Consider the following 26,968-nt stretch of genomic DNA (forward strand, 5'->3'; position numbering starts at 1 on the left):
ACAAGAAATCGACAAAAGACCTCTTGGCCACTTTGTCGTGGCGCCTCGCCCACAAGGATGATTGCTGCTCGCGGGAGTCTGCGGTAGATTGTGTGGCGACTTTGGATCGCCCCCTCACTGCCTGTCTGGCACGCGCATCGAATCGCTGTTTTTGTGCGGATTTTCGAGCGAATTCCGGCCTTCGCTGCATTCCCCGTTTGCTTCCACGACATCGATGCGTGCGCCGGTTTCATGCTGCGGGGCGCTGTCCAGTTCCTGCACGTAACGCACGATCGGCGGCCAGAATGCGGAGATATAGTCTGGCTCGATGGCCGCGTCATGCGGCATGGCGTCGTGCATCACCAACCGGTGCAAGTGCCGCGCGGCAGCGGCCACGCGCTGCGCATGGCCGTGCGCGATCACGGCATCGGCGCGGCTGTGCACCACCAGCAGCGGGCGTTCGAGGCGGCTGGCACGCGCGGCGTTGTCCCAGGGATCTGGCAGCAACCACGCCGCCCATGCCGGCACGCGGCCGGTTTGCACCGCGGCACGCCTGGCGGAGCTGAAGCCGGCGGCGATGACATAGCCGTCGGGCTGCGGCGCGAAGTGCCGCGCAACGTCAAGCAGGATGCCCGAGCCCAGCGAGTGGCCCAGCACCACGCGGCGCGACGCCGTGGGCACGGCCGCAAGAAACTGCCGGTATGCAGTCATGGCGTCCTGGCGCAGATGACGCACGGAAGGGCGTCCGCTGCTGCGGCCATAACCGCTGTAGTCGAACACGTAGGAAGCAATGCCGGACTCGGCCAGCATGGCCTGTACCGGCAGCCAGTCGGCCAGGGTTTCATTGTCGCCATGGCAGACCATCAGCGCGGGCGCATCGGGGCGCGCGGCGGGAACAAAGCGGGCATGGAGTTCCCGATCGCCGCTGGCGAACGTGGTATGCCGCACAGGCATGGATGACCAGGGCACGGGAATCTCGGTGCTTGTTTCATCCGTTCGCGTGACAAATGCATTGCGCTCCACCGCCCGAAACAGTAGGTGGCGCGCAACACCGGCGGCCAGCGCGACCCCAGCCGCCACGGCGAGCCAGCGCAGCGTGCCTGGCGCCGCCGGAGCGGGGACGGTTGCAGCAGGGTCGGGATGCGGCGTATCGAACATGCGAGGGCGGTGTGCAGTGGTCGGGGTGCTTGCTATTCAGGCTAGCAGGCTACGATGAACATGTTAAGAAATGTCCATCCAGGCGGACGGATGTGTTGCGCCGTGGGCTTGCACTATCGCTGCGATAGAAAATTTTTGCCTTGACTATCTACCTAGTAGTAGATAGCATTCTCTCCATGGAACCGCTGCACCGCCAGCAGTAAAGAAGGAAAGGCGGAAGAAGTGGCGATCCCATTGCAGAACCGTTATGCGGTCTTTTTTTAGCACTGGCTCTCTATCTACTAGTAGATGCGAGTCGTAAAAGAGACCTGCAGGAAGCCACTGACACCGATTGACGCGATCCGAAACTCGCCCCCAGGAGCCCATCATGACCAAGTTTGCCAAGACCCTGATCACTGCCGCCACCCTTGCAGCCGCGCTTGCCGGTGGCGCCGCCCACGCCGCTGGGGTGCAGGACAGCAGCGTTGCCGGTGACAAGTACGGTTACCAGTTCCGCGTCGGCAAGGCCGATGCCTTCACCGACGGCGCCCGCACCGGCAAGTTCGATCCGTTCACCGAAGGCGCGCGTGCCGGCAAGTTCGACCCGTACAGCGACGGCGCCCGCGTCGGCAAGACCGACCCCTACACGGACGGCTTCCGAACGGTAGCGGGTCTGGACCGCAGCGGTGTGTCGTCCGAGCCGTCGCGCAGCTTCGACCCGTACACGGACGGTGCGCGCGTGGGCAAGGCCGATCCGTACACCGACGGCGCGCTGGCCTGATTGCTGCCGGCCACCGGCCGGCGTTATCACCACCTTTACGGAAGCGGCCACGGAGGCCGCTTCCCGATGGAGTCCATCATGAGTTTGCGTGACAGCATCCTGCTGCTTGGCGGATGGCTGGTACTCTGCGTGACGAGTGGCTCGATGATCACCTTCGCCGCGCAGGTGCTGCCTGGCTAATGCCGATAAAGCCGATGTAAAGCCGATGCCTCGGCGCTAGGGGATTACCCGGGCGCCGGGGCATTTCAACTTGAGCGCCTATCTTCGCGTAGATACACTGCTTTCATGAAAACGCAATCCGTACGCGAGCAACTGCTCGAGCACACCCTGGTCCTGATCCGCCGACGCGGCTTCAACGGCTTCAGCTACCGCGACCTGGCCGAGCTGGTGGGGGTGAAAACTTCCAGCATCCACTATTACTTCCCGACCAAGGACGACCTCGTTCTCGAGGCGGTGAAGGAATACAGCGCGCGCCTGAGCGAGCACCTGCGCAGCATCGACACGACGCTGCCGGTGACCGAGCAGGCAGCGATCTACCTGGCGCTGTTCCGCAACAGCTGCGGCTCCGACCAGATCTGCCTGTGCGGCATGCTGTCGACGGAGACTTTGTGCCTGCCTGAATCCGTGCACAAGTTGCTGCAGGGCTTCTATCTGATGCACGAGCAGTGGCTGACGGGACTGCTGGAGCGTGCGCAGCCGCTGCGCAGCACGCCGTTCCCGGTGCCGCCGCCGCGGCTGGCACAGGTGGTGTTTGGTTCCATGCAAAGTGGCCTGATCGCGGCGCGCCTGTTCGGCACGACCGACCGGGTCGAGGCAGCGGCCGATACGCTGATGGCAGCGGTGGCCAGCTAAGCATTTCGATTCGTTTTTCGCGCAGTCAGTGGCGCGCCCGGAGCCGTCGTGTGGCGAAAGCTGCGCGACGGCTCTTTTCACTGGCGGGGTGCGGCGAGGCGTCGTGCTGGCTCGCTTGTCCTAAAATCATTTAAAAATCAATAACTTGATGGTCAGTAGATGGTTGCCTATCGGCCCGATAGAAATACTCTTCCTTGACTATCTACCTAGTAGTAGATAGTATTTGACTTATGGAAGCGCCGCAGCGTCTGCAGCAAGAAAGCAAAGCCCAGCGACGATCCCATTGCATGACCGGAGGCGGTCATTTTTTCAGGACCGGTTATCTATCTACTAGTAGGTATTTGGTCCGAAAGAAGGACCGCAGAGCCACTGACACCGATTGACGCGATCCGAAACATCGCCCCCAGGAGCCCATCATGACCAAGTTTGCCAAGACCCTGATCACCGCCGCCACCCTTGCAGCCGCGCTTGCCGGTGGCGCCGCCCACGCCGCTGGGGTGCAGGACAGCAGCGTTGCCGGTGACAAGTACGGTTACCAGTTCCGCGTTGGCAAGGCCGATGCCTTCACCGACGGCGCCCGCACTGGCAAGTTCGATCCGTTCACCGAAGGCGCGCGTGCCGGCAAGTTCGACCCGTACACCGACGGCGCCCGCGTCGGCAAGACCGACCCCTACACCGACGGTGCTCGCACCGTGGCCGCGAACGTCCCGGCTGACACCTATGGCTACAACTACCGCAGCGGTCAGTTTGACCCGTTCACTGAAGGCGCACGCGTCGGCAAGGCAGATCCGTACACCGACGGTGCCCGCATCGTCGCCGGCCTGGACCGCAGCAGCGTCTCGTCCGAACCGGCACGCAGCTTCGACCCGTACACCGATGGCGCGCGTGTCGGCAAGGCTGACCCTTACACCGACGGCGCGCTCGCCTGAACGCTGGCCGGCAGCCTTGCCGGCCTCCTGAAACCATCGGGCCGCCACCATGCGGCCCGACATATGGAGTCGATCATGCGTTGGCGTGACACTGCGCTGATCCTGGGCGGATGGGTAGGCCTTTGCCTTGTAAGCGGGTCCCTCATTACGCTCGTCGCCCGCGCGCTGCCGGCCTGAGCCGTGCGCCGCCGCAAGAAGGAGCCGAAACGATGAAAACCCGGTCTGTACGTGAAGAACTGGTCGAACATGCACTGGTGCTGATCCGCCGTCGGGGCTTCAACGGGTTCAGCTACCGCGACCTGGCCGATCTGGTCGGGGTCAAGACCTCAAGCATTCACTATTACTTCCCCTCCAAGGACGACCTGGTGCTGGAAGCGGTGCGAGAATACCGCGCCCGCAAGCAGGCGCGCCTGGACGCCATCGACAGCAGCCTGCCGCCGGCCGAGCAGGCCCGCCAATACCTGGCGCCGCTGTGCGCCGGCGCCGGCACCGACCAGGCCTGCCTGGTCGGCATGCTGGCGGCTGATGCGCTGATGCTGCCGGAAGCCGTGCGCAGCGTGATGCGGGACTTTGTCCGCAGCCATGAGCAATGGCTCGCGCGGCTGTTCGAGCGCGCGGCAGCGCAACGGCAGGCGCCTTACCCCGCATCGCCGCAGCAGCTGGCGCAGGTGGTGTTCGGTGCGCTGCAGAACGGCCTGATCAGTGCACGGCTGTTCGGTACCACCGACCGGCTCGATGCCGCGGCGGCAATGCTGTCAAACCTGATGCCGGCGGAGCAGGCGTTAGCGGTTGCCTGACGGGATCCTGGACACGGCCCCGCACAACCACTGCGGATCGTCGTGGGGCAGGTCGTGGCCGGCCCAATGGTGCGTCAACACCGGTGCGTTCCAGGCCTGTCCGATTTTCGCGGAACAGGCCGGGTCGACCAGGCGGTCAGATACCGACGCGATCAGTAGCACCGGGCAACCTGGCGCGCTAGCCGGCGCACGATAGCGGGCCGCCGCCACCAGTTGCGCCAGCGCGGCGCTGCGGCTGACCGGCGCGTCGGCGGCGATCGCCTGCCAGGCCGCGATGTCGGCAGCGAGCGTATCCGCGCGCGCGCAAGTGATGGCGTGGATGGTGCGCTCGCAATAGGCACGGTCGTGCCAGCGCTGTGCCACCCGCACTAGCCTGCCCCAGTTGCGCGGACGCAGCCGCTGCATCGGCGTGCAGAAGGGGCGCATGCTGGTATTGACCAGCACCAGCGCTGCGACTTCGTCCGGATAGTGACTGGCCCACTCGGTGGCGACCATCGCGCCCAGCGACATGGCCAGCACGCGGTACGGCCCGCGCGCGCCGGCCGTCGACAGCTGCCTGCGCACCGCGCTGACCATGTCGCTCACGCACCAGGGCGCGGGCTGCACCGACAACGCGCCATTGCCCGGCAGGTCGGGCAGCAGCGGCCGGCCCAGTCCGGCCGCTTCCCATTGCGCGGGCAGGTTCCCCCAATGGCGCGTCTCGCGCGTCAGTCCCCGCAGGAATACCCATCGGCTCATGCCATCCTCAACTGTTCATGGCGACGCTTCTGTCTGCCAGTGGGCGCGCGCCTGCTGCAGCAGCGCCTCGCGCTGCGGCCCGCGCGGCAGCCAGCGTTCCGGCGCAAACGCGACGCGCCCGAGGAAGTCGAACAGGCTCACGTGCCGGCGCAGCACGCGCGCGGTGCGGTGCGCCTTGATCGGGTTGAAGATTCCCTCGCGCGAGAACAGCTGGCGCGGGTTCTTCTTGATCCACAGCCACGAGCCCAGCTCCAGCGTCATCGGCAGGAACAGGCTGCCTGCCGGCGCGAGGTCATACGCATGGTCCCACAGGTCGCCATGCAGCAGGTACTGGTGGCTTTGCGGCTCGAAGGTGTAGCCGTGGTGCGGGTGCGCCTGCTCGAACAGGGTCTTGAGCAGGTACATCTCGGCCAGGTGCGCCATCGGCCGGCGCGTGCGCGCGTACGGGAACCAGATGCTGTCGCGCCAGCCGTAGCCGGAGTGGCAGTCCACCGCAAAGCTGAGCGGTCGCGGCAGCAGTTCTTCCTGCACCACGCGCAGCAGCGCGCGGCTCTCCAGCTCCATCGGCCCGCCTTCCGGGCCGCGGTACCAGGGCAGCCAGGCGCCAAGGCGCTGCCCGCCGGCCAGGAACGGCACGCGCGCGTCTGCGTCCTGCGGGCCATTGCGCATCAGGTCGACACCGTTTGGATTGGCCCGGGTGCCGGCCCACATGCCGCCGGGATTGACGATCGGCATGAACACCAGCCGCACGGCCTGCAATTCGCGATGCAGCAATTCGTCCCACGCCAGCCGGCCCAGCACAGAGCGCAAGTAGTCCAGCACCAGTTGCGTGCCGATCCGCTCCAGCCCGTGAATGCCGCCGAAGATGCCGATGGCCGGCGCCTGCGGGTCGCGGCTGCCGAGCGTGGCGACATGCACGCCGAAGCTGTGTCCCTGTACCACGGCTTCGCACACCACGCGGCAGTCGAGCACATGGCTGGCGGTGTCGAGCAGCGCCAGCAACTGGTCGTATTCAGGGAAGGCGTCGGCGCGCGCGATCATGCCGCCTGCGGCTCGGCGCCGGCATCGGCCGCCGTCACGCAGGCCAGGAAGGCACCCACCAGGCGCGTGCCGCGCCGGCTCTGCAGGCAATACAGGTATTCGTTCAGCACGGGCGCGCCGCGCGCGAACGGCACCACCCGCAGCAGCGGATCTTGCGGCACTTCGCCCAGCGGCACCACGCTCGCACCCAGGTTCTGGCGGATCGCTTCGTAGATGGCTTCGCGGCTGCCAATCACGGTATGCCGCGGCAGCTGCTGCGCGCAGGCGGCGAGCGCATCCTCGGTCGCCTTGCGTGTCATCGAACCGTGCTCGCGCACCAGCAGGTGGCAGCCGCGCAGCTGGCCCAAGTCCACCTGCGGCAGGCGTGCCAGCGCATGGTCCGGATGCACGACCAGCACCATCGGCGCCGAGGCCAGGCGGATGCGCGCAAGGCGGTCGTCTTCCACCGGATGCGACGACACGGCCGCGTCGATCCGGTACTCGAACAGTGCTTCCAGCATCTGCTGCGAGTTGCCGATGTCCAGGCTTACCTCGATCGCGGGATAGCGCTGCCGGAACGCGGCCACCGCGCGCAGGATGTAGTAAGGACCCGTGGCGCCAAGGCGCAGGCTGCCGAAGCGCAGGTCGCCGGCGTTGCGCAGCAGGTAATCGGCCTGGCCTTCGTGCTGCATCAGCTGCTCGACCACCGGCATCAGCGCCAGTCCCACGTCGCTCAGGTCGACCCGGCTGGCGCGGCGGTGGAACAGCTCAACGCCATACGACTCTTCGAGCTGGCGGATGCGGCCGGTGACGGTGGGCTGGCTCACGCGCAGCTGACGGGCCGCCATGGTGATACTGCCCTGGCGCGCCACTTCGAAAAAGGTCATCAGCAGGTCGCCAAGCATGGTCATCCGCAGTAGTTGGGGGAGCGGACCGGACGGGTCCGGACGACCGCGCAGTCTAGCGGGGCAATATGACAATACGGCGACGCCTGGTGCTGGCCTGGCCGTGTTCAGCACCGGGGATCAGGCATGCGCAAGGTCAACGTGCGGCTCATGGGCATGGCTGGTCCGGTGCCCGCACTAACAGCAGCCCGAGCAGCACTACACTTCCATAACGAAATGCAGCCAGGGTTCGTTGCAATGCTGGTAGATGCCAAGGCAAAGCAAGCGCTGCGCCGCGCGGGAAATCCGAGACGTAATCCTGCGTCGCAGGACCCAATAGTTAACAACGGAGTGCTTGCCATCCACCAGCGTACGGTCTCCCCAAGCGGACATCGTGTGGATACCGCGTGGATTCAAATGATCTTTTTCCGGGCTGACAATTCGAATCACCTCCTCTCGATAGAGGCGAGGCGTGCAATGGAGGATTCGATTGACAGCGATTGCCTGCCCATATCCGCTCGTACAGACCTGCGCCACGCGCAATAGCTGATTGCCGTCCTTGATGACGGCGCCCGCGGAGCGAGATGACCGGTGATCGATCTTCACCGGATTCTGTGGATGCGCATGCCATGGCCCGAGAAGATCGGATGCATAGGCCAGGCAAAGATTGTCGAACGCGCCCAGTGATACGTCGGTGTACGCCAGCCAGAAATATCCCTGGTGCCGGAAGATCGTCGGGTCGGCGACCTCGGTATCGTCAAGGAGGACTGCGACCCGTGCCCAACGCCCGCTCTCGTCGAGCCGGTTCAGCACGCAGCGACGGCTTTGCGCCGATTCCGCGACGCAATACAGAGCGCCCTCGTGAGGAAACAAATAGGGGTACGACAAGTGACCCGCCAGCCCGAGGTCGACATGCTCCGGAAGATCCGGCTCGACAGAACCGTCAAGCTTCAATCTGACAATGCGGCCAACGTTCTGCTTAAGGTCGAACTCCTCGCAATAAATCTCATCCTTGCTGCCTGGCACGCCAAACGGATCAGCCCAATACCGGGATCCCTTGCGCTTGCCGATCCATCGTATCGGCAAGTGTTGCGAACGCACGGCTTCGGTTAGCCGCATGTCGACGATGCCCACCATCCAGTAGTCGACCAGCAGGCAGCCCTTCAGCAGGCGCAACATGCGCTGGCCCAGTTCTCGCAGCTTCCACATCATCCGCTGCACCAGACTCGCTCGCTTGCCTTCTGGCTTCCACGCGGGACGCGGCTCCAGGGTGCCGAGCACAGCAATCTCGCGCACTGCCGCAAGCAACAGCGTCGTCGCATAACTGCACAATCGCTGCAGCGATACGCGCTCGCCTGGACATGCAAATGCCCCCGCTTTGTCGATGAGGGTTGTTCCCAATGAAGTGCTTGCAACCAGGTGCAGATGAATGCCTACTCCCGCCGCAATCGTCTCGAGTCCGTGGTGCTCTTCGCCCAGCACAACGCCGCGCCGATCGCAAATGCGCCATACACCCTCGACGGCGTCGCCCTGGCAGTCTGCGCCGAGGCGGCCGGTGAGATCGACGATTGCCGTGACGTCGCGCAGCTTGGCTGCGGCGTGCGCCGAGCCTGCGCAAGTGCCATTTTGCGGTTCAAGCTCCCAGATAAGCGTCTCGCAGATGCCGGACGCACGCAGCCGTTTCACCAACTCGTGCTCCCACGACGCCGCATCGAGTGACTTGAGCACGAAGACAAGGATGGGGAGCACGGCAGCACCTGACACCTGGCTCATGCTCCGGGAGCCATCCTTCACCGGCTCCCGAATCAAGTCAGATTCAGTATGCATCACGTCGCATTCTGTGGCGATTTCTTGCATGAGACCTCCCTCCCTTGCGCTTAATTGTTGCTCATGCACTCGCATCAATCAAAACGAAAACGGGTGTTTGGCCTGGCTGTTTTGTGCGAAGCCATACAAAAATACGCCGCCGTAGCAGCCGCACGCCGCATGTAACGCGGCTCTTCTGGAAGGTTGTGTTGTCAAGGAGGGGCGGCCCGCGTCGAAAACTCGCTGCGGGCCGCCCAGGCCTGGCGTCAGCGGGTCACGCCCATGGCCGGATCCGATACGCTGTCCTTGCCGGTCTCGATACGGCCGGCAAAGCGCCGCGTGAAGCCGCCTTGCGGCGCAGCCACGGTGAAGTCGTACCAGTTGCCCTGCAGTCCCACCGGCCAGTGCTGCTGCAGCTGCTTGCCGGCCGGCACCTCGAAGCTCCACGGGCCGTCATTGCGGTAGGCATTGGGCCGGACGGTGAAGGTGCAGGCGGCGCCGCCGGTGTTGATCAGGTCCAGGTAGACCGCGGCGTTGGCGATGTCATAGCAGACACGGATCTCGGGCGCGCTGGCGCCCGCGGCGCCGGCCGCGGCAACGTCGCCGCTGAAGGCGCGATGGAAGCCGTTGGGGCCCAGCACCCACAGGTCGTATTTGCCGGCGTCGCTGGCGAAGACATCCCAGCTGCCGTGCAGTTCCTTGCCCGGCTCGACCATATAGCGGCGCGGCACGCGGTCCAGGTGCAGGCGGTCGTAGACGTGGAACACCGCGGCAGCCTTGCCGGTGTTGGCGAAGAGCAGGAGTACCACGCGTTCGCGGGCGTCCTCGCGGGCGCTGACATGCAACTCGTATGGCAATGCGCGCGACGGACGCGTGCCGCGCTCCTGCGGCGGCATCGGCTGGGTGCCTGCCGGGGGCAGCGGCACCTGCGGCAGCACGCCCTGCGCGGTGCGGATGGCATCCGCGCTGGCCTTGTCGCGGGTGGGCAGCGAGGGCAGCGGGTTGGCGTTGGGGCTGACGAAGTTGAAGGCCGAGACCAGGTCTCCTGCCACCGCGCGGCGGAAGCTGCTGATGTTGCTTTCCACGACGCCAAAGCGGGCCTCCAGGAAGCGCAGCACCGACGTGTGGTCGAACACCTGCGAGTTGACCCAGCCGCCGCGGCTCCAGGGCGACACCACGTACATCGGCACGCGCGGGCCGGGGCCGTACGGGTGCTTGTCGACGTGGTATTCGGCCGCCAGTTCGCCGGTGGGTAGCGTGGTCGCGCCGGCAAGCGCGTCGCCATCATAGGCGGGGGCGCACGGCGGCGGCACGTGGTCGAAGTAGCCGTCGTTCTCGTCGAAGTTGATCAGCAGTACAGTCTTGCTCCAGATCGCCGGATTGGCGGTGAGCGCGTTGAGCACCTCCTGCGTGTACCACGCACCCTGCACCGGGCTGGACGGCCCGGGATGCTCCGAATAGGTGGCCGGGGCCACGATCCACGACACCTGCGGCAGCGTGCCGGCGGCAACGTCGTCGCGCAGTGCCTGCAGGAAGCCGCCGTCCGGCATGGTGTTGGCCACGCCCTTGAGCAGCGGGCTGATGGCGTCGTCGGCACTGGTGTACGGCGGGTAGGGGCTGCCATTGGCCAGGTTGCCGCGTGCGGCGTTGGCGTCGCGATATTGCTTGAAGCCCGCGAGCGGGTTGTCGGTAAAGTTGTCCGGCATGTTCTGGTAGACCTTCCAGCTGACGCCCGCCGCGTTCAGCCGCTCAGGGTAGGTGGTCCAGGTGTAGGGCGTGTTCGAGCCGGTGAAGGAGTCGCCGCTGTTGTCGATCACCGGGCCGCCATGCGTGCCGGCCGGATCGTTGGTGCCGGTCCAGTGGAACAGCCGGTTCGGGTTGGTGCCGCCGTGGAAGCCGCAGTGGTAGGCATCGCACAGCGTAAAGGCATTGGCCAGCGCCATCTGGAAATCCAGCTCGGACTCGGTGTAGTAGCCCATCGACTGCGTCTGCTTGTAGGTGGGCCACTTGTTCATGCGGCCCAGGTCCCAGGCGGCTTGCGCATCGGGATAGGAGTGCGGCGTGCCGCTGACGCGCTGCGCATTGCCGGCGCTGCTGTCGAGATGGTAGGGCAGCACGGTGCGCGTGGTGCTGCCGTTGGTATAGGTCTGCTGCCAGACGTTGAGGCCGCCTGCCAGCGGGATCGGGAAGCGGTCGCCGAAGCCGCGCACGCCGCGCAGCGTGCCGAAGTAGTTGTCGAACGAGCGGTTTTCCTGCATGAGGATGACCACGTGCTCGACGTCGCGAATGGTGCCGGTGGCGTTGTTGGCGGGGATCGCCAGCGCGCGGCGGATGGCCGGCGGGAACGCAGCCAGTGCGGCGGTCGCGGCGGCGCTGCCGCCGGCGAGCTTGAGGAAGTTGCGTCTGCTATGCGAATTCATTGGACTGTAGGCCGGATGGGTTCAGGATAGGCGGCGAGAAGGAAAGTGAGGCGGGCGGCTGCCTGCGTCAATTCAGGGCGCGCAGCGCAGTTGCGGCGTGACGGCGGGAGGCTGGCCGGGTTCGTTGCCGCCACCGCCGCCACCACCACCACCTGGGGTGCCGCCGGGCGTGCCGGTGGCCGGGCTGTCGCCGGAATCGCCGCCGCAGGCGGCAAGCGCCAGGCACAGCAGCAGGGCGGCCAGGGTGGAAGATCGGAGAGTCATGGTGTCGTGCTCCTGCAGGGAATGGGGCGGCGCGGCGCCCCGGAGAGTTGTCGGCGCCGGATCAGCGGCTCAGGGGTTCAGCGTGGACAGCGGCTGGCGCGCGCCGGTGATGGTCTTCAGCTCGTCGAGCGTCAGCACCCGCGTCCACATCGCCAGGTCGTTGAAGCCCATCACGCCCTTGAGCGCGCCGGGGTTGTTGCCCACGTAGTTGTGCGTGGCGTCGTCGTTGACGCCCCAGCCGGTGCCGAGCCCGGCCAGCTTGGTGACGTCGGTGTTGGCGATGGCCTTGTTCTCGGTTTTCTGCAGGCCGAGTACCGGGTCGATGACATAGGCACTGAAGCGCTTGGCCGCGGCATCGACCGACAGCGCCAGATAGGCCCACTGGTTGGCCGATACCTTCATGCCGTTGATATCGTCGCGCTTGCCGCCGCTGCCGAGGTTGAAGCGCAATTCGCAACTGCCGAACAGGCCGATGGCGATGCCTGGGTTGCTGCCCGAGTAGTAGTTCTTGTTAGCCAGTACCGGCGCGCCGGTGCCATTGCCCTGGGTGCAGTCGGTGCGGAACCAGAAGCCGATAGTGAATTGCGGGCTCAGCGCGATGTCGGCGCCGTTGTGCACCAGCTTGTAGGCGTCGACATTGGAATCGACACGCAGCGACTTGCCGGTAAAGTTGTCGTCGGCAAGCGTGCCGCCATCGGTGCCCGCAACCCAAAGGCCGAGCGTGGCGCCGCCCTTGCTGTCGGCAAACGGCTTGCTGTCCATGCTGAAGTAAGTGGCCAGGCCATCGCGCAGCGTGGGCGCCAGCGTGACGGGTTTGACGTAGTGGATTTGCGCCAGGTACGACACCGGCACGTCGTTGCGCAACAGCGTGTAGTTGAAGCGGTACAGGCCGGTGGGCATGTCGAAGGCGCTGTCGGTAAACTCGCGCGCGCCCGGCGCCAGCGAAGCCACCACCACGCCGTCGCGCAGCACGCGCGTGGTGCCGAAGGATTCGGTGGGGTTCTGCCAGCTCAGCGTGATGGCGTCGCTATAGCGGCCGATGCTGGCGCCGATCGCCCGCACGCCGGCGGATGCCGACTGCAACGGTGCGCCGTCGAGGCGGCTGGCGGCGGGGTCGGCGGCCGCGCCGGCGTGCGCGAGCATCGTCGGCACGAGATCGGCCTCGGTCGGCAGCGCCGACAGTTCCGCCGCGGTGACGGGCGTGGCGGCGCCAGGCCGGGCCAGTGCGGCATTCAGCGTCTTGTTGGTGGCGAGGAATGCGGTGCGGTTTTCCACGGTCGGCGCCGTGGTGGTGGCGCCGGTGGCATCGAGGCCGTGGCTGGTGGTGACCAGTACCAGCCAGTCTTCGCCCGGCTGCGCCTGGCGGCGCGCGGCGACGGCGGCCAGCAGTTCACCCAGCGCCTTGTCGGTGTCGACAAGGGCGCGCGCATAGGCGCCGCCGCCGAACCCGCCGACTTCCGCTGCGGCAGCGGGAGCGCTGTACTGGGCAAATACCACGCCATAACCGGATTGCAGCTGGCGCAGCGCGTTCTGCGTGACGCAGTTGTCCACGCCGGCACAGTCGACCAGCGTATCGAGCGCGCCGGTTTCCTGTTCGGCCTTGAGCAGGGCCGGCAATACCGGCGAGCTGATCGTGGCGCCTTGTTGCAGGCCGGGCTTCCCGGCGTCGCGAAGGTGGCGGAACACCGTCGGCGCCTGCAGCGGAGTGCTGCCAGTGTCGTCATCGACGCCGTGTCGGTTGACCCAGGTGCCGGTCAGCACCGTGGCCCAGCTGGGCGCGTCCAGCGTCGGTTGCGCGGTGACGGTGCCAGGCACGCCGCCGGTAGCGGCTGGCACCACGTTCAGCTGCGCCAGGTTGGGCAGCTCGCGCCGCAGGAGCGCGCCCTGGACCTGCGCATAGGTGGCGCCATCGATGCCTACCAGCAGCACGCGCGGCCCGCTCTGGCCGGCAGGCGCCGGCGCCGTTGTCAACGTGTCGGCCGGCGCTGGCCCGCTGGCCGCGGTGTCATCGCCACCGCAAGCCGAGAGTGTCGCGGCCATTGCCGCCGCCAGCGCGCTCAGCGCCGCGCCGGCCCGCGCGCGCCCGTTGCCTTGTGCGCCACGCGCCGCATGCTTTCCTGCCATCGGTCATTCCCCTGTCTGTCTGCGTTGTTCTGCGCCGGCGACGTGTGCCGCGTGGCGGATTGCGCTCCCCGCAATGCGCTCGCAGAGTAAAAACAGGGGTTGTCACCGTGGTGACAGAGGGAAAAAGAATGCTGATACGGCTATTCAGATTCTTGCAGGCATTGCAGACAAAGGGGCAGTAGCAGGGTATTAGCTGCCCGTGGACGCATAGCGGCGCAACCCGACGCGCCACGCGCCCATCGCGACCAGCAGGAACACGAAGCCCGCCAGCGGCGATACCACACCGGTCCACGCGGGCGCGCCGAGCGGATCGGGCTTGCCCAGGATTGCCAGCGCGGGGTAGTAGGCGACACAGGCCAGCGGCACGGCAAAGGTCAGCACGTAGCGGAACCAGCGCGCATACAGCGCCAGCGGGTACTGGGTTGCCTGGACGCCGCCGTAGGTGAGCACGTTGGCAATCTCGAGGCTCTCGACGGTCCAGAAGGACAGCGTTCCCTGCAGCACCAGGATGCCAAGGAACAGCGCCACGCCGCCCGCGAGCGCAAGCAGGGCGATGGCGATCGCTGCCGGGTTCCAGTCGATGCCGGCCTGGATCGTGGCGTATGCCAGTACCATCAGCCCCGCAGCAGGCGTCCCAGCCGGCTGATGCGCACGTCGTGCCCCATCAGTTGCAGCGCCAGCGGACGGGGGCGCAGCAGCAGGCGGTCGAATTCGCCGGTGCGCAGCAACGCCGTGCCCAGCCCGTCGAAGCCGCGTCCCAGGGCATCGGCGATGGCGAACATGCAGTTCACCAGCGCGCCTAGCCCGGCCCTTTCACCTGCTGGCAACCGGAATTGGCCGGACGGCACGTGGACGTGCCGTTTTGCGTATGTCGCTCGGCTGTCGGCCCGATTGACGAATCAGCTCTGCCTCGGTAGGCAACGCTAAATGCCGAGGCTGCCTGCCAGCCACCACGGATGGAACATCGTCGCTAGGATCTCTCTCTGAATCGCCTCGCGAGCTTATGCAAACGCTCATCGTCCTCTGGTGTCCTATGACTTGCCGTGAGCTTCCACCATGCTACGTAGAGGCCGTAGGCAAGCCACGCGTCCCGGATATTGTTGCCGCGACCGCTTTCCGGCTGACTGAGGATAAGGCGAATCGATTTCTCGGTAGTTGCCGTAATTTCGTCGTAACACTTTCGAAGATTCGAACCCGGGTCGGTCGGCGTGGCTGACTCGGCCGGGCTCGCCGCAGTGTGAAGGGAATGGCACATGCTCGCTTCCATTAACGCCGCCATCTTTAATGGCCCGGCCGCGCCTGACTATCGGCTCGCAGTTGGCAATGGAGCTGACGCCGTCGCCGCCTGCGGTGTCGCCTCCGAGCATCGACGCAGGTCGCTGAGTGTCTGCAATTGACGCGCCCGATGGTCGGCGCTTTCCATGGCGCTACGCTTCTCGATCATGTTCCCAATGCCGAAGTCTCCCAGGAATGACAGAACTGAACGGCCACTGAACTCGCTCTCCTTCTCGACGGCCTGGGTAAAGCCATTTACCTTGGCCTGCTCAAGCTGAATCTCACGACAGGACATCGTCTGCCGCTCGAAGTCCGTCACCGTCCCGACCCGCCCGTAGTTCTTTGTCGCGCAGCCCTGAATTGCCAACAGGCCAAGACCAATCGCCAGAATTGACCGATTCATGAGGAACCCCCTCTTGTTGTAGTGTCAGATTAGTTCCTGCGGGGTTCGCGCAATATCGAGCAGAAGTATGTTTCAGACGTGAACATGCCGGAAGTCGCACCTGGCTTGGCCAGCGTCTACGAAACAGCCTTCCGCCTGCGAGAAGCGATTTGTCGGCGTAGAAAAGAGGCTAACCCCCATGGCCGATCATTGGTTCCGATAGGCGCGCCTCGCCTTGCATGATTGGCCTATAGGGTTGCTCCTGACTGTCCTACTGGAACACCAGCGTGCCCAGCGATTGCCCATTGCTATCGAACACCGTGGATTTGGACGAAACAAAGCTGATGTTGCCGCTGGTGTCGATGCGAAATGTGGTTTCATCCTCGGCGATGCGGGCATTGCTGTTGTCGAATACCTTGTCGAGCAAGGTCAACAGCAGGCTGTTTCCGGTATCGGTGGCAACGCTATAGGACTCGGTAAGTGTACCCACCTTCGTGGCCCGTGTGCTGTCCGAGTAAATTGTGGCGCTTGTCAGAGGTCCCGAGTCGCCGGCCTTCACTGTCGGCGGAATCGTATGGTCGGCGAACACCACGAAGGCATCCCCCTCGTCGACCACCATCACAGCATAGGTAACAGTGTTGCGGAAGATGGTCCTGGTGTTCGAGAACGGCACCGAATTGCCATTCGCGACAACCGCGCCGCTGAGGGTTTCAGTGGTCCTCAATACCGAAGTGTTATTCAGAAGGGTCGCAACGAAAGGGGTGGCGGTCAGTGTTCCGGAGCCTGATACCGTCATATTCTCTACCGTGCCGGAAATCGAGAAATTCGCGGTCAGTCCATTCGCAGCCAGACCTGCCATGGCTGTGCTGAGTGGCACCGTCAGAGGCTGCACCGGCGTGCTGGCTGTCTCGTTGCTGTCGTCGCTCCCGCCGCCGCAGCCGCCGAGAAAGAATGAAATTGCAAGCACAAGAAGGAATCTCTTGGACATCGCAGTCTCCTCGCCGAAATGTCCCGGATTCGAAATTTGTCTTGACATGCGACCCGGCGGAACGGGTAGGGCATGGCGCAAACCGCAATCTTTCCATACCCGCAACCCATGCAAAATGCCCTGCTGTCGGCAGGCTTGGCGCGCGCGGTCGTCACCCCAAATAAGCTGCAACAAGGATGCCAACACTGCCGGATGTGTTGTTTTTATTATGTTATGGCAGACATATAGATTCGAGGCGCTGGTGAAATCGGTGCAATCTGTTTCGTTCAGGATACAGTCCGGAAGCTGTCAGGCGTACGCCCTCATCCGGATGCCGCGATGGGCAGGCTCAGAGTCGTCATGTCATTCAACGGTGGCCGAAATGCGGCTTTTCGCACTGCAGGAAAGCTGTTGTCGATCCAAAGAGGAATTGGAGGCAACGCGATAAACGGCGAAAGTCCGGCCATATCCGACGTCCAAGCTCTACCGGAAACTGCAGCTTCCGAATGTATCCGCTCTTGACCCAACGGGTCCCCTTGGCAAGGCCGGGACGAGATGCATAGACTACGATGGCGCCCGTGCCAGGAGCCATCATGGCAACTACCGTCCCTGCCGCCAAAGGAATCAACCGGCTGAAATCGATGTGGCGAAATGGCCAGGCAACGCTCGGCGCCATCGCGACCATACCTTCGGTTCAGACCATCCAGATTATGGCTCGCGCCGGCCTCGATTGGGTCCTCATCGACATGGAGCACGGCGCAATCGATGCCGGCACTGCGCACGCGATGATTTGCGCGACCTCCGGAACCCAGCTGGTGCCGCTGGTCCGGGTGGCGGCAACGAATGCATGGCAGGCCAAGGTCCCTCTTGACCTCGGCGCTTTGGGAATCTGCTTTCCGATGACGACGACCCGAGCCGCTGCAGAGGCGGCGGTGCGGGCTGTCCGCTACCCGCCCACAGGAAATCGCTTCTGGGGCCCGTTCTACGCCCCGCCGCGATGGGGTCTATCCATGCGCGAATATCTGGATTGTGCCGACGAGGAGGTGCTTGCCATTGGCACGATTGAACACGTCGATGCCATTGGCAATATTGAAGACATTGTCGCAACGCCCGGACTTGACCTTGTTTTCATCGGCCCCGGGGATCTTGCCACCAGCATGGGATACCGGGGCCAGGCGGATCTCCCGGAGGTGCAAGCGGCAATCGCACAACTTGAGGCGCCCATTCTAAAGAGCCGGGTTTTGCTTGGCGGCGTCGCGCCGACTACCGACTTGGCCAATTCGATGATCGCACGTGGCTACCGCGCGGTTGTCATCGGTATGGACTGGTCCCTGCTCCAAAGGGGGCTCGCATCGGTCGTTGACGGCATCCGTCGGTAGAATTTCGTCGCAACCAACAAATCGTTCCTAAGCGGCGGGCCTGGCCAATCGATTCGCGAAGCCGCTGTAATCGACGTCTCAGCCGCGGATTATCGAGTGACCGCACCCGCACAACATTCCTTGGGCTTCGGTCGGGGACCGCCTCTTGATGGCCGGCAGCGGTCCCACCCCGCTGCACGACCGCTGCGCTGCACGCCAGTCCCGCCAAATCCGGTTTCCTGCACACCTCAGCTGCGGAATCCCACGCTCTGCATGACCATCCGCAGCGCCCACGCCGCAACGCCCAGCGCCGCCACGCTCGCCAGCCAGATCAGCACCAGCCACCCCAGGCGGCGCACCCACAATGGCGTGGCCATCAGTGATAGCCCTCGCCGTGGCGGACCTTGCCGCGGAACACGTAGTAGGCCCATACCGTGTACATCAGGATGAAGGGGATGATGAACAGTGCCCCGACCAGCGCAAAGCCCTGGCTCTGCGGCGGCCCGGCCGCGTCCCAGATCGAGATCCCGGGCGGGATGATATTGGGCCAGACGCTGATCGCCAGCCCGCTGTAGCCCAGGAACACCAGCGCCAGCGCGTACAGGAACGGCGCCATGTTCGGTTCGCGGCGCAGCGCGCGCATCAGCATCAGCATGCACAGCACCACCAGGATCGGCACCGGCGAGAACCAGAACAGGTTCGGCAGGCTGAACCATCGCTCGGCGATCTCCGCGTGCGTCAGCGGTGTCCACAGGCTGATCACCGCAATCACCGCCAGCAGCAGCCACGCCAGTGCCCCGGTCAGCTTGATCATGCGTTGCTGCAGGTCGCCCTCGGTCTTCATGATCAGCCAGGTGCTGCCCAGCACTGTGTACGCCACCACCAGCCCGATGCCGCAAAACAGCGGGAAGGGCGCCAGCCAGTCCAGCGGGCCGCCGGCAAAACGATGGCCCTCCATCTTGATGCCGTCGATATAGGCGCCCAGCGCCACGCCCTGGAAGAAGCTGGCGGTGGCAGAGCCCAGGATAAAGGACGCGTCCCACACCGGGCGCTCGCGGTCATTGGCCTTGAAGCGGAATTCGAACGCCACGCCGCGGAATATCAGTCCTAGCAGCATCAGCATCAGCGGCAGGTAAAGCGCGCTCAGCACGACCGAGTACGCCAGCGGGAACGCCGCCAGCAGCCCGGCGCCGCCCAGCACGAGCCAGGTTTCGTTGCCGTCCCAGACCGGTGCCACCGTGTTCATCATCACGTCGCGGTCATGGCGGTCGGGAACGAACGGAAAGAGCATGCCGATGCCCAGGTCAAAGCCATCCATCACCACGTACATCATCACGCCGAAGAAGATGATGACGATCCAGAGAAGGGAGAGATCGATGCCCATGGTGTCAGCTCCGGGTGCGCGCGGCGGGGTTGGGGGCAAGGACTTCGTCGTCGTCCACGGCGGAGAGCGGGCGGGCTGGCGTATGCTCGCGTCCCGGGCCGCCTTCCGGCCTTGGCGCTTCCAGCACCGGCCCCTTGCGCACCAGCCGCATCATGTAGGCGATGCCGACGCCGAACACAAAGAAGTACGCGATCACGAAGATCCCCAGCGTCAGCGCCAGTTCGGGCACGCCGTGCGGCGAGACCGCGTCGGCGGTGCGCTGCAGCCCGTAGACCACCCACGGCTGGCGGCCCACCTCGGTCGTGTACCAGCCGGCCAGGATCGCGATCACGCCGGCCGGGCCCATCCACAGCGCCATATGCAGGAAGGCGCGGGCGCGGTACAGCCGTTCGCCCCGGCGCAACAGCAGGCTCCAGGCGCCCAGCGCGATCATCAGCAGCCCCAGCCCCACCATCACGCGGAAAGACCAGAACAGGATGGTGGAATTGGGCCGGTCCTCCGGCGCGAATTCCTTCAGCCCCTTTATCTGGCCGTCCCAGGTGTGCGTCAGGATCAGGCTCCCCAGCCGCGGTACTTCCACCGCGAAGCGGGTTTCCTCGCGCTGCATGTCGGGCCAGCCAAACAGCAGCAGCGGCAGTCCTTCGTTGCCGTGGTTTTCCCAATGGCCTTCGAGCGCGGCGATCTTGGCGGGCTGGTGCTTGAGCGTGTTCAGGCCGTGCAGGTCGCCGATCACGGCCTGGATCGGCGCGACGATCAGCAGCATCCACATTGCCATCGACAGCATCTTGCGGATGGCCTGGTTGTCGCGGCCGCGCAGCAGGTGCCACGCTGCCGAGGCGCCGACGAACAGTGCCGTGGCCAGGAACGCCGCCACGCTCATATGCAGCAGGCGGTAGGGGAAGGACGGGTTGAAGATGACCGCGAACCAGTCCGTGGGGACCACGCGGCCGTCGATGATCTCGAAGCCGGCCGGCGTTTGCATCCAGCTGTTCGACGCGAGGATCCACGTGGCGGAAATCAGCGTGCCCAGCGCCACCATCACGGTGGAGAAGAAATGCAGGCCGGGCCCGACGCGGTTCCAGCCGAACAGCATCACGCCGAGGAATCCGGCTTCCAGGAAGAAGGCGGTCAGCACTTCGTAGGTCAGCAACGGCCCGGTGATGCTGCCGGCGAACTCGGAGAAGAAGCTCCAGTTGGTGCCGAACTGGTAAGCCATCACCAGCCCGGAGACGACCCCCATGCCGAAGTTGACGGCAAAGATCTTGGACCAGAAGTGGTAGAGGTCGCGGTAATGCGGGCGCTTCGTGCGCAGCCAGCAGCCTTCCAGCACCGCCAGGTAGGCCGCCAGGCCGATGGTGATCGCGGGAAAGATAATGTGGAAAGAAACGGTAAAGGCAAACTGGATGCGGGCGAGGTCGAGCGCGGTCAAACCAAACATAGTTGTTCTCCGTGGCGCTGGCCTGGCACGCCTGCGGACGGCGCGGCGCTGCGGGAGCAGGCCGGCCAGCCGGGGGCGCGCCGGGGCGCGGGCCGTAGGCGCGTGCGGTGAGCGTAGTGTACGCCGCACACAGCGCAATTGGCAGTTGGGCGGGTGGGTGACATTTCGCCGCAGCGGACGGCTCTGGCACTGCCTGGCCAACTGCCGGAGATCATCCTACCGGTCGACGCGCGGCAATAACAGCATCACCTTCAAGAAAAAAGACCGTATCAGTTTTGCGCAGTGCAGCAGCCTGTTGCATTGTCTCTAACGCGCGGCTAGGCGCCTTCCCCGGCGGCCTCGCGCAGGCAGCCGAGCATCTGCTCCGCGCTGAGCGAAGGCGTGCGTTCGCGCAGCGTGATGATGCCGACCGGCGGAAGTTCCACCGGCACCTCCATCGACAGCACCTGCAACCTGCCTTCTGCCTGCATCGCACGCGCCACCGATTGCGCCATGAATCCGGCCGCGCCGCGCTGGCCGACGAAGGTTGCCAGCGCCAGGTAGGACGACGTCTCGATCACGTCCTGCGGCGGATGCAGCCCGTAGCGGTAGAACGCCTGTTCGATCTTTACCCGCAGCGAAGCCCACGGCGGCGGCAGCACGCACGGCATCGCGGCCAGGTCGGCCCACCCCGGCCGCGTCTTGCGCGCGAGCTTGTGGCCGCGTTTGACTACCACCACCATCGGCTCTTCATACAAGGCCTCTGTCACCAGGTCCGGCGCCGCATAGCCTGGCTCCAGCCGGCCGACGATCAGGTCCAGTTCGCGCAGGCGCAGCTTGGGCAGCAGGTGCGTCAGGTCGCCTTCTTCCACCAGCACGGTGGCACGCGCATGGCGCTCCTTGAGCAGGCCCACCGCGCGCGCCAGCAGCACAGACAAGGTGGCGCCCATCGAGCCCACCTGCACGCGCCCAGACGCGCCGCTCTGCACCGCCGCGATCTCGTCGCGGGTCTGCTCGTACTGTGCCAGCACCGAGCGCGCGAAGCGCACCAGCGATTCGCCGGCGGGCGTGGGCTCGGTGCCGCGCGTCGAACGCGTAAACAGCGTCAGTCCCAGCATCTTCTCGACTTCGGTCAGCACCCGTGACACCGCGGGCTGGCTCACCGACAGGAATTCCGCGGTACGCCCGAGGTGGCGGAATTCGTCCAGCGCCACCAGCAGTTGCAGATGGCGCAGCTTGATATTGGAGCGCAGCGCGCGATCGATCTTGACCATGCCCGCAGTCTACCTAACGAAAACGTTATGAAGCAATGTCAGTTTTTGATTGGATTGTTATGTTAGACGGCCACAAAATGCCTGGCATGACGAAGCCGGCCACGCACCGGTCGCCCATAATCAAAACACGGAGACACCCGCAAATGACCCAAGGACTCCCCATCGACCTGAAGCGCCGCAACCTGCTCATCGGCGCTGCCGCCGGCGTTGTTGCCGGTGCTGCCGGCGTGTTGCTGCCGAGCTCGCGTGCGTTGGCCTCCGCGTATCCCGAGCGTCCCATCACCTTTATCTGCCCGTGGCCGGTGGGCGGCACGGCGGACCAGTCGATGCGCGCGCTGTGCCAGGTGGCCAGCGGCATTCTCAAGCAGTCGATCGTGGTGGAAAACCGCGCCGGCGCTTCCGGCATGATCGGCACGAAAGCGCTGGCGCGCGCCACGCCGGACGGCTACACCATCGGCCAGATCCCGATCTCGGTCACGCGCTTTGCCCAGCTCGGCATGCTGCAGCTGGACCCGCGCACCGAGCTGACCTACCTGGCACGCACGTCGGGCCAGACCTTCGGCATCGCCGTGCCAACCAACTCGCGCTACAAGACGCTGCAGGACGTGGTCGCGGCGGCCAAGGCGAACCCCGGCAAGATCACCTATGCGCACGCCGGCATCGGCGGCGCGACCCATGTCGGCATGGAGCAGTTCGCGCTGGCAGCCGGCGTGCAGTTCAACGCGATCGCCTACAAGGGCGGTGCCGCCGCGCTGCAGGACGTGCTGGCGGGCCAGGTGGAACTGCTGGCCGATTCCAGCTCGTGGGCGCCGCATGTGGAAGCCGGCAAGCTGCGCCTGCTGGCGACCTGGGGCGAGCAGCGCGCATCGCGCTTCAACGACACGCCCACGCTGAAGGAACTTGGCTACAACGTGGTGGTGGAAGCGCCCAATGGCATCGGCGCGCCCAAGGGCCTGCCGCCCGCGGTGGAGAAGACGCTGCGCGATGCGTTCCGTGCCGCGGTGGCAAGCAATGAATTCAAGCAGGTGGCGGCACGGCTGGATGCGCCGCTGATGTACCTGGACGGCCCCGACTACAAGAAGTACGTGGCCAGCGTCTATGCGCAGGAAACCGACCTGATCAAGCGGCTGAAGCTCAAGGAACTGCTGCAGCAAAGCTGAGCGCAGTCGCATCGAGCGCAGTCGCACCATCTGTCGCAACACCTGTCGCCCCACCAGCCGTCCAACCAAGCGAATCACAAGTGAAGCCCAATCCCGTCATCCGCCTGCACGCCAACGACAACGTGCTGGTCGCCCGGCATGAACTGTCGCTGGGCCAGCAGCTTGCCGAACCCGCGGTGCGCGTGCGCGCGCAGGTGCCGGCCGGCCACAAGATCGCGGCCTGCGCCATTGCGGCGGGCACGCCGGTGCGCAAGTTCGATACCGTGATCGGCGTGGCCGCGCGCGATATCGTGCCCGGCGAGCACGTGCATTCGCACAACCTGACGCTGGTCGATTTCTATCGCGACCCGGCGTTCTGCCAGGACGTGCGCCCGGTCGACTACGTGCCCGAGGCGCAGCGCGCCACGTTCAACGGCTTCGTGCGTGCCGATGGCCGCGTCGGCACGCGCAATTTCATCGGCATCCTGTCTTCGGTCAATTGCTCGTCGACGGTGATCCGGCAGATTGCCGCGCATTTCACGCCGGAACGGCTGGCAGCCTATCCGAATGTCGATGGCGTGGTCGCCTTTGCGCAGACCAGCGGCTGCGGCATGTCGTCGCCGAGCGAGCATTTCGATGTGCTGCGGCGCACGCTGGCTGGCTATGCGCGCCATCCCAACCTGGCCGGCGTGCTGATCGTCGGGCTGGGCTGCGAGCGCAACCAGGTCGCATCGCTGGTCGAATCGCAGGGCCTCGAGCCCGGACCCGCGGTGCATACGCTGGTGATGCAGGACACCGGCGGCACGCGCGCCACGATCGCGGCGGGTATCCGCGCGGTGGAGGCGATGCTGCCTGCGGCCAATGCCGCGGTGCGCCAGCAGGTGCCGGCCAGCCATCTCAAGATCGGCCTGGAGTGCGGCGGCTCGGACGGCTTCTCGGGTATCAGCGCCAACCCCGCGTTGGGCGCCGCCATGGACCTCCTGGTGCGCCACGGCGGCACCGCCATCCTGTCGGAGACGCCGGAGATCCACGGCGTTGAATTCATGCTGACGCGCCGCGCCGTCTCGCCGGAAGTCGGGCAGAAGCTGCTCGACCGGCTGGCCTGGTGGGAGCGCTACACCGCCGGCCACAATGCGCAGTTCAACGGCGTGGTCGGCCACGGCAACCAGCAGGGCGGCCTGGCCAACATCTTCGAGAAGTCGCTGGGCTCGGCGATGAAGGGTGGCACCACGCCGCTGCAGGCGGTGTACGAGTACGCCGAGCCGATCGACGAGGCCGGCTTTGTCTTCATGGACTCGCCCGGCTATGACCCGGTCGCCGTGACCGGCCAGATCGCCAGCGGCGCCAACCTGATCTGCTTCACCACCGGCCGCGGCTCGATGTTCGGCTCCAAGCCCGCCCCGACGATCAAGCTCGCATCCAACTCCGCCATGTACCAGCGGCTGGAAGAAGACATGGACATCAACTGCGGCCTCGTGCTCGACGGCGAACTGACCGTGCCAGAGATGGGCGAGCATATCTTCCGACATATCCTGCGCGCCGCTTCCGGCGAGCCGACCAAGAGCGAAATGCTGGGCCTGGGCGACAACGAGTTCGTACCCTGGCACCTCGGCATCGTCAGCTGATTGCCGGCTGTTTCACCATTTTTTCTTGACTTCCGATGGCCCTGAACCTTGCCGAGCCCGCGCTGCTGCGCACCCAGAACCTGATTGACGACCAGTGGCGCGATGCCGGCCTGGGCGGTCGCCTGTTCGTATCCGATCCAGCCACCGGCGAGGCCTTTGCCTGCGTGCCTGACAGCGATGCCGGCGATGCGCGCCTGGCGGTGGATGCCGCGGCCGCCGCGTTCCCGGGCTGGAGCCGGCGCACCGCGCGCGAGCGTGCGCAACTGATCAAGCGCTGGTACGCACTGATCCTGCAGCACCAGGAAGACCTGGCGCGCATCATCTCCACCGAGCAAGGCAAGCCCCTCAAGGAAGCGCGCGGCGAGGTGCAGTACGGCGCCTCCTACGTCGAATGGTTCGCCGAGGAAGCGACCCGCATCTGCGGCGACATCGTTGCTGAGGCGGTGCCGGGCCGCAAGCTGCTGGTCCTCAAGGAACCGGTAGGCGTGGTAGCGGCGATCACGCCGTGGAATTTCCCGCTGGCGATGATCGCCCGCAAGATCGCTCCCGCGCTTGCCGCCGGCTGCACCGTGGTGGCCAAGCCCGCCGAAGACACGCCGCTGACGGCGCTGGCGCTGGCATGGCTGGCACAGCAGGCAGGCATTCCGGCAGGCGTGCTCAACATGGTCACCGCCTCGCGCGAGCATACGCCCGGCGTGGTCGATGCCTGGCTGGTCGACAGCCGCGTGCGCAAGGTCACCTTCACCGGCTCCACGCCGGTGGGCAAACACCTGGCGCGCGAATCCGCCGCCACGCTGAAGAAGCTGTCGCTGGAGCTGGGCGGCAACGCCCCGTTCATCGTGTTCGAAGACGCCGACCTGGATGCCGCGGTCGATGGACTGATGGCGTCCAAGTTCCGCAACGGCGGCCAGACCTGCGTCTGCCCGAACCGCGTCTATGTCCATGAGGCGGTCCATGACGACTTTGTCGAGCGGCTGGCGCAACGCGTCGGCGCGCTCCATGTCGGCCCCGCGACGGAAGACGCCGCGCAGATCGGCCCGATGATCAATGCGCGCGCCGTCGACAAGATCGCCCGCCACGTCGAAGACGCCGTCGCCCGCGGCGCGCGTGTGGTCGCCGGCGGCAAGCGCGTGCGCCCCGACGACGGCCCGCATTACTACGCGCCGACCGTGCTGGTCGATGCCACGACGGCGATGGAGTTGTCGTGCGAAGAGACTTTCGGCCCGGTCGCGCCGATCTTCCGCTTTCGCGACGAAGCGGAGGTCATCCGCGACGCCAACGACACACCGTTCGGGCTGGCCGCGTATTTCTACTCCAACGATATCCGCCGCATCTGGCGCGTGGCGCAGGCCCTGGAAACCGGCATGGTCGGCATCAACGAAGGCGCGATCGCCGCCGAGGCGGCGCCGTTCGGCGGCGTCAAGGAATCCGGCTACGGCCGCGAAGGCTCGCGCCACGGCCTGGACGACTACATGCACACCAAGTACCTTTGCCAGGGCCAGCTCGGCTGAAGCGCCGCGTAAACGCCAGATCGGCCAGATCGAACAGGAAGCATCCACATGCCCGCAGACAACCCCTTCAAGAGCGCGCTGGCCGCGCGCCAGCCGCAGATCGGCCTGTGGCTGTCGATGGCCACGCCGTACCTGGCCGAGGTCTCGGCCACCGCCGGTTTCGACTGGCTGCTGATCGACGGCGAGCACGCGCCCAACGACCTGCAGACCACGTTGCAGGCATTGCAAGCGGTAGGTGCATACCCGTCGCAGCCGGTGGTGCGCGCTGTGTCCGGCGACGTGGCACTGATCAAGCAACTGCTCGATATCGGCGCCAAGACCCTGTTGGTGCCGATGATCGACACCGCGGAGCAAGCGCGCGCGCTCGTCAGCGCCACGCGCTACCCGCCGCAAGGTATCCGCGGCGTGGGCAGCGCCGTGGCACGGGCCTCGCGCTGGAGTTCGCGCACCGATTACCTCGACGTGGCCGATGACGAAGTCTGCCTGCTGGTGCAGGCCGAGACCGTCACCGCGCTGCAGAACCTGGAAGCCATCTGCGCGGTGGACGGCGTCGACGGCGTCTTTATCGGCCCCGCCGACCTGGCCGCATCGATGGGCCATCGCGGCCGCCCAGGCCATCCCGAAGTGCAGGCCGCGATCGAAGGCGCGATGCGCACCATCATCGCCAGCGGCAAGGCCGCCGGCACGCTGACCTCCGATCCCGCACTGGCGCGCCGCTATCTCGAACTGGGCTGCACCTTCGTGGCCACTGGCGTCGATGTGCTGATCTATGCCAACGCCGCACGCAAGCTGGCCGCATCGTTCCGCGAGCAAGTGGCCGACGCTGCCGCAGTTGCCGCCGACACCAAGCCTTCTGCCGCGTACTGACCCGCACCAGGACAAACTATGCAAGCCGTCCCCAAGAC

23 protein-coding genes and 1 pseudogene are annotated in these 26,968 nt (G+C 65.6%); 9 read left to right on the forward strand and 15 right to left on the reverse strand.

The window, feature by feature from the left end; genetic code table 11:
- Positions 1 to 114: 114 nt before the first annotated feature.
- Positions 115 to 1,137, reverse strand: a complete 1,023-nt coding sequence (locus ACIP1U_RS21635) for an alpha/beta hydrolase (protein ID WP_400319131.1) — start codon at positions 1,135 to 1,137, stop codon at positions 115 to 117.
- A 367-nt stretch (positions 1,138 to 1,504) separates the two neighbouring features.
- On the opposite strand from ACIP1U_RS21635, the gene ACIP1U_RS21640 reads away from it, so the two are divergent.
- From ACIP1U_RS21640 to ACIP1U_RS21655, 4 genes are all read left to right on the forward strand, one after another.
- Positions 1,505 to 1,897, forward strand: coding sequence for a hypothetical protein (locus tag ACIP1U_RS21640; protein ID WP_400319134.1), 393 nt, complete (start codon positions 1,505 to 1,507; stop codon positions 1,895 to 1,897).
- A gap of 285 nt (positions 1,898 to 2,182) precedes the next feature.
- Entirely contained in the window at positions 2,183 to 2,749 is a 567-nt protein-coding gene (locus ACIP1U_RS21645) for a TetR/AcrR family transcriptional regulator (protein ID WP_400319137.1), read from the forward strand.
- Positions 2,750 to 3,165: 416 nt separating this feature from the next.
- Positions 3,166 to 3,678, forward strand: a complete 513-nt coding sequence (locus ACIP1U_RS21650) for a copper resistance protein CopQ (RefSeq protein ID WP_400319139.1) — start codon at positions 3,166 to 3,168, stop codon at positions 3,676 to 3,678.
- Positions 3,679 to 3,887: 209 nt separating this feature from the next.
- Positions 3,888 to 4,475, forward strand: coding sequence for a TetR/AcrR family transcriptional regulator (locus ACIP1U_RS21655; RefSeq protein ID WP_400319142.1), 588 nt, complete (start codon positions 3,888 to 3,890; stop codon positions 4,473 to 4,475).
- Here ACIP1U_RS21655 and ACIP1U_RS21660 read toward each other — a convergent pair.
- From ACIP1U_RS21660 to ACIP1U_RS21705, 10 genes and pseudogenes are all read right to left on the reverse strand, one after another.
- Entirely contained in the window at positions 4,461 to 5,213 is a 753-nt protein-coding gene (locus ACIP1U_RS21660; RefSeq protein WP_400319145.1) for an alpha/beta fold hydrolase, read from the reverse strand. The two genes, ACIP1U_RS21655 and ACIP1U_RS21660, sit on opposite strands and share 15 nt — an antisense overlap.
- A gap of 15 nt (positions 5,214 to 5,228) precedes the next feature.
- Entirely contained in the window at positions 5,229 to 6,254 is a 1,026-nt protein-coding gene (locus ACIP1U_RS21665; RefSeq protein ID WP_400319147.1) for a M14 family zinc carboxypeptidase, read from the reverse strand.
- The gene (locus ACIP1U_RS21670) at positions 6,251 to 7,138 is read right to left on the reverse strand and encodes a LysR substrate-binding domain-containing protein (protein WP_400319150.1); all 888 of its coding nucleotides are present in this window, start codon (positions 7,136 to 7,138) and stop codon (positions 6,251 to 6,253) included. The genes ACIP1U_RS21665 and ACIP1U_RS21670 overlap by 4 nt, the downstream gene beginning before the upstream one ends.
- Before the next feature lie 198 nt (positions 7,139 to 7,336).
- Positions 7,337 to 8,974: a hypothetical protein gene (locus ACIP1U_RS21675; RefSeq protein ID WP_400319152.1), complete on the reverse strand. Its 1,638-nt coding sequence runs from the start codon at positions 8,972 to 8,974 to the stop codon at positions 7,337 to 7,339.
- Between the two features lie 215 nt (positions 8,975 to 9,189).
- Positions 9,190 to 11,343 (reverse strand): phosphocholine-specific phospholipase C, encoded by a 2,154-nt coding sequence (locus tag ACIP1U_RS21680; protein WP_400319155.1) that lies wholly within the window; start codon positions 11,341 to 11,343, stop codon positions 9,190 to 9,192.
- A gap of 72 nt (positions 11,344 to 11,415) precedes the next feature.
- Positions 11,416 to 11,607 carry a hypothetical protein gene (locus tag ACIP1U_RS21685; RefSeq protein WP_400319157.1) on the reverse strand — a complete coding sequence of 64 codons (192 nt, stop codon included), beginning with the start codon at positions 11,605 to 11,607 and terminating at the stop codon, positions 11,416 to 11,418.
- A gap of 69 nt (positions 11,608 to 11,676) precedes the next feature.
- Positions 11,677 to 13,731 carry a LamG-like jellyroll fold domain-containing protein gene (locus ACIP1U_RS21690; protein ID WP_400319160.1) on the reverse strand — a complete coding sequence of 685 codons (2,055 nt, stop codon included), beginning with the start codon at positions 13,729 to 13,731 and terminating at the stop codon, positions 11,677 to 11,679.
- Between the two features lie 189 nt (positions 13,732 to 13,920).
- Positions 13,921 to 14,531 (reverse strand): annotated as a pseudogene (locus ACIP1U_RS21695) (ABC transporter permease); the annotation flags it as partial.
- A gap of 503 nt (positions 14,532 to 15,034) precedes the next feature.
- Positions 15,035 to 15,409 carry a hypothetical protein gene (locus ACIP1U_RS21700; protein WP_400319162.1) on the reverse strand — a complete coding sequence of 125 codons (375 nt, stop codon included), beginning with the start codon at positions 15,407 to 15,409 and terminating at the stop codon, positions 15,035 to 15,037.
- A 250-nt stretch (positions 15,410 to 15,659) separates the two neighbouring features.
- Entirely contained in the window at positions 15,660 to 16,376 is a 717-nt protein-coding gene (locus tag ACIP1U_RS21705; protein WP_400319165.1) for a hypothetical protein, read from the reverse strand.
- Between the two features lie 572 nt (positions 16,377 to 16,948).
- On the opposite strand from ACIP1U_RS21705, the gene ACIP1U_RS21710 reads away from it, so the two are divergent.
- Positions 16,949 to 17,734, forward strand: a complete 786-nt coding sequence (locus ACIP1U_RS21710; protein ID WP_400319167.1) for an HpcH/HpaI aldolase/citrate lyase family protein — start codon at positions 16,949 to 16,951, stop codon at positions 17,732 to 17,734.
- Positions 17,735 to 17,961: 227 nt separating this feature from the next.
- Here ACIP1U_RS21710 and ACIP1U_RS21715 read toward each other — a convergent pair whose 3' ends face one another.
- The 4 genes from ACIP1U_RS21715 to ACIP1U_RS21730 all read right to left on the reverse strand — a co-directional run bounded on the left by ACIP1U_RS21715 (position 17,962) and on the right by ACIP1U_RS21730 (position 21,788).
- Positions 17,962 to 18,090 carry a DUF2474 domain-containing protein gene (locus ACIP1U_RS21715; RefSeq protein WP_400319169.1) on the reverse strand — a complete coding sequence of 43 codons (129 nt, stop codon included), beginning with the start codon at positions 18,088 to 18,090 and terminating at the stop codon, positions 17,962 to 17,964.
- The gene (gene cydB / locus ACIP1U_RS21720) at positions 18,090 to 19,097 is read right to left on the reverse strand and encodes a cytochrome d ubiquinol oxidase subunit II (RefSeq protein WP_400319172.1); all 1,008 of its coding nucleotides are present in this window, start codon (positions 19,095 to 19,097) and stop codon (positions 18,090 to 18,092) included. Before cydB ends, ACIP1U_RS21715 begins: the two co-directional genes overlap by 1 nt.
- A 4-nt stretch (positions 19,098 to 19,101) precedes the next feature.
- Entirely contained in the window at positions 19,102 to 20,535 is a 1,434-nt protein-coding gene (locus ACIP1U_RS21725; RefSeq protein ID WP_400319175.1) for a cytochrome ubiquinol oxidase subunit I, read from the reverse strand.
- A 317-nt stretch (positions 20,536 to 20,852) separates the two neighbouring features.
- The gene (locus tag ACIP1U_RS21730) at positions 20,853 to 21,788 is read right to left on the reverse strand and encodes a LysR substrate-binding domain-containing protein (RefSeq protein WP_400319177.1); all 936 of its coding nucleotides are present in this window, start codon (positions 21,786 to 21,788) and stop codon (positions 20,853 to 20,855) included.
- 143 nt (positions 21,789 to 21,931) lie between these two features.
- Between ACIP1U_RS21730 and ACIP1U_RS21735 the strand changes: the two genes are divergently transcribed.
- From ACIP1U_RS21735 to hpaI, 4 genes are all read left to right on the forward strand, one after another.
- Positions 21,932 to 22,948 (forward strand): tripartite tricarboxylate transporter substrate binding protein, encoded by a 1,017-nt coding sequence (locus ACIP1U_RS21735; protein WP_400319180.1) that lies wholly within the window; start codon positions 21,932 to 21,934, stop codon positions 22,946 to 22,948.
- 80 nt (positions 22,949 to 23,028) lie between these two features.
- Positions 23,029 to 24,552 carry a UxaA family hydrolase gene (locus ACIP1U_RS21740; RefSeq protein ID WP_400319182.1) on the forward strand — a complete coding sequence of 508 codons (1,524 nt, stop codon included), beginning with the start codon at positions 23,029 to 23,031 and terminating at the stop codon, positions 24,550 to 24,552.
- A 35-nt stretch (positions 24,553 to 24,587) separates the two neighbouring features.
- Positions 24,588 to 26,063 (forward strand): NAD-dependent succinate-semialdehyde dehydrogenase, encoded by a 1,476-nt coding sequence (locus ACIP1U_RS21745; protein ID WP_400319185.1) that lies wholly within the window; start codon positions 24,588 to 24,590, stop codon positions 26,061 to 26,063.
- Positions 26,064 to 26,111: 48 nt separating this feature from the next.
- Complete coding sequence (hpaI, locus tag ACIP1U_RS21750; protein ID WP_400319187.1) at positions 26,112 to 26,930, forward strand: 4-hydroxy-2-oxoheptanedioate aldolase; 819 nt, start codon at positions 26,112 to 26,114, stop codon at positions 26,928 to 26,930.
- The last annotated feature ends 38 nt before the right edge of the window (positions 26,931 to 26,968 follow it).

Source organism: Cupriavidus sp. NPDC089707, from assembly GCF_044748965.1.
Taxonomy (GTDB): Bacteria; Pseudomonadota; Gammaproteobacteria; order Burkholderiales; family Burkholderiaceae; genus Cupriavidus.